This is a genomic window from Kocuria subflava, assembly GCF_012163155.1.
In the GTDB taxonomy this organism is placed as follows: domain Bacteria; phylum Actinomycetota; class Actinomycetes; order Actinomycetales; family Micrococcaceae; genus Kocuria; species Kocuria subflava.
In genome coordinates, this window is sequence record NZ_JAAVUN010000061.1 from 1 (window position 1) to 2,647 (window position 2,647).

A 2,647-nucleotide genomic window follows, 5' to 3' on the forward strand; every position below is an offset into this window, starting at 1 on the left:
GCCAATCTCCCTGTAGGCGGACACGTACCTCCCTGCTGATGGACAGCTGATCTCCCTGTCCATGGCCATGGGGCCGGGTTCGTGTCGGTCCCCACGCAGACGTCCCTCCGAGGGTTCGCTCGAGGTCTCTGACCACCTTGAGCCATCACCCGCCGGAGGGACGCATGAAGAAGTCTGACAGGGAGATCATGGAAATTCTCGAAGCCTACGACGCCACCGGATCCGCGCACTCGGCCGCGACCCTGGCCGGAGTCGATCCGAAGACGGTCCGGCGCTACGCCGCCGCCCGCGACGCGGGCCGGCCGGTGACCGGGCCAGGACGACGACCCAGGATGATCGACGCCCACCTGCCCAAGATCGAGGAGTGGGTCGAGCGCAGCCAGGGCACAGTCCGCGCCGACGTCGTCCACGCCCGACTGGCCGGTGTGGGGTTCCCCGGGACCGAGCGCACCACCCGGCGTGCGGTGGCGCAGGTGAAGGCCGCCTGGCGGGCCGGGCACCGGCGCACCTACCGGCCCTGGATCACCGAGCCAGGGCTGTGGCTGCAGTTCGACTGGGGCGAGGGCCCGAAGGTGCCCGGGGTCGACGGGACGCCGAGGCGCACGTGGCTGTTCTGCGCCTGGCTGGCCTGGTCACGCTACCGAGTGGTGATCCCGGTCTGGGACCAGACCCTGCCGACGCTGATCGGGTGCCTGGATGCGACCCTGGCGCGGATCGGCGGGGTGCCGACCTACGTGCTCACCGACAACCCCAGGACCGTGACCGTCGATCACGTGGCCGGGGTTGCGGTGCGCCACCCGCAGATCGTGGAAGCCGGCCGGCACTACGGCACCCAGGTGCACACCTGCGTGCCGTATGACCCGGAATCCAAGGGTGGGTCGGAGTCCACGGTGCGCATCGCCAAGGCCGATCTGGTGCCCACCGAGGCGAACCTGCGTGAGCAGTACGCTTCCTTCGCCGCACTCGAGACCGCCTGTACGGCGTTCTGCGCCAAGGTCAACGGGCGCACCCACCGGGAGTCGGCCCGGGTGCCCGCCGAGGCGCTGGCCGAGGAGCAGCAACGCCTGCACGTACTGCCGGCCGCTCCGCACACCACCGCCCTGGGGGTGACCCGCACGGTGGGCACCGACCAGACCATCCGGTTCGGCTCGGTGCGCTACTCCACCCCACCGGGGCTCGTCGGGGCCGAGGTGTGGGTGCGGGTCGCCGGGGCCGAGCTGGTGGTCATGGCCGACCTCGACGTCCTCCCCACGATGCCGGGCTGGGCGGCCGGGCGTGCCGGGCTCACCGAGGTCGCCCGCCACCGGCTCTCGACCCCGGGGAATCCGCGGATCGACCTGGCCCACTACCCCGACCACCCCCAAGACCCCACTGGTGCCCCACGCCCGCCCCGGCCACGAGCCCGCAGCGCGGCGGAGAAGGACTTCCTGGCCCTGGGCGCCGGGGCGCACACCTGGCTGATCGAGGCCTCCGCGGCCGGGGCCACCCGGATCCGGGCGAAGATGGCCGCCGCGGTGGAGCTCGCCGCCCTCATCGGGAACGGGCCCGTTGACGCCGCCCTCGGGATCGCCGCGGCGGCCGGGCGCTTCAGCGAGGGTGACCTAACCGCGATCTGCGACCACCAGGCCACCGGGGCCACCGCCGCCGGGCTCGTGGCCACCGACGAGACCCACTCCGCCCAGCCCGGCACCGCCGCCTGGGCTACCTTCGGCGCCAGCACGGCAACCAGCACAACCACCACAACCGAGGAGACCGCCCGATGAACACAGCCACCACCGCCCCGGCAGCGCCGCCACTGCCCGAAGACCTCGCCGCGGTGCTCAAGCGCATGCGGATGCCCTACCTGCGCGCGGCCGCCCCCGAGGTGTTGGCCACCGCCCGCTCCCAGCGCTGGGACCCCACCGAGGTCCTGCGGGTCCTGCTGGCCGAAGAGGCCCGCGGGCGTGATGAGGCCACCCGGGCGGCCCGCCGCAAGGCCGCGGGCCTGCCGGCCGGGAAGACCTTCGACTCCTGGCGCGAGACGAACTCCTCGATCCCGGTCCCCACCCAGTCGGCCCTGGCCACCCTGGAGTGGGTGGGCCGGGCGGAGAACCTTGCGATCTCGGGTCCCTCGGGCACGGGCAAGACCCACTTCGTCGAGGCCCTGGCCCACCAGGTCATCGACGCCGGCATGCGGGTCTCCTGGTTCACCCTCGAGTCGCTGACCGCCGCGATCGGCCGGGCCGCCGTGGACGGATCGATCGGCAAGACCATCGCCCGGATCACCAGGGCCGAGCTCATCGTCGTGGACGACATCGGGATGCTGCCCTCGGGCCAGGCCGCCGCGGAGGCCTTCTACCGGCTCGTCGATGCGACCTACGAACGCCGCAGCCTCACGGTGACCTCGAACATCCACCCGGCCGGGTTCGACACGATCATGCCCAAGACCCTGGCCACCGCCGCCGTGGACCGGCTTCTGCACCACGCCCACGTCATCATCACCGAGGGCACCTCGCTGCGGCTCACCGACGCCACCGCCGGCCGCGGGGTGGTCCCACTGAACTGACACCGGCAGGGAGATCAACTGACCGCAGACAGGGAGATCAGCTGTCCGCCCACGGGGAGATCACCTGACCGCCCACAGGGAAGTCGGGCTGACCGTTGACAG

The 2,647-nt window shown here is 72.3% G+C and carries 2 protein-coding genes; both read left to right on the forward strand.

From position 1 onward, the window contains the following. The first annotated feature begins 164 nt into the window (after nt 1-164). Entirely contained in the window at nt 165-1,763 is a 1,599-nt protein-coding gene (istA, locus tag GTW58_RS12885) for an IS21 family transposase (protein WP_189587310.1), read from the forward strand. Next, entirely contained in the window at nt 1,760-2,545 is a 786-nt protein-coding gene (gene istB / locus GTW58_RS12890) for an IS21-like element helper ATPase IstB (RefSeq protein WP_119933820.1), read from the forward strand. Before istA ends, istB begins: the two co-directional genes overlap by 4 nt. Nucleotides 2,546-2,647: the final 102 nt, after the last annotated feature.

Bases quoted from the DNA above. Each gene is read 5' to 3' on its own strand.
- istA (WP_189587310.1), top strand. From the start codon at position 165: ATGAAGAAGTCTGACAGGGAGATCATGGAAATTCTCGAAGCCTACGAC.
- istB (WP_119933820.1), top strand. From the start codon at position 1,760: ATGAACACAGCCACCACCGCCCCGGCAGCGCCGCCACTGCCCGAAGAC.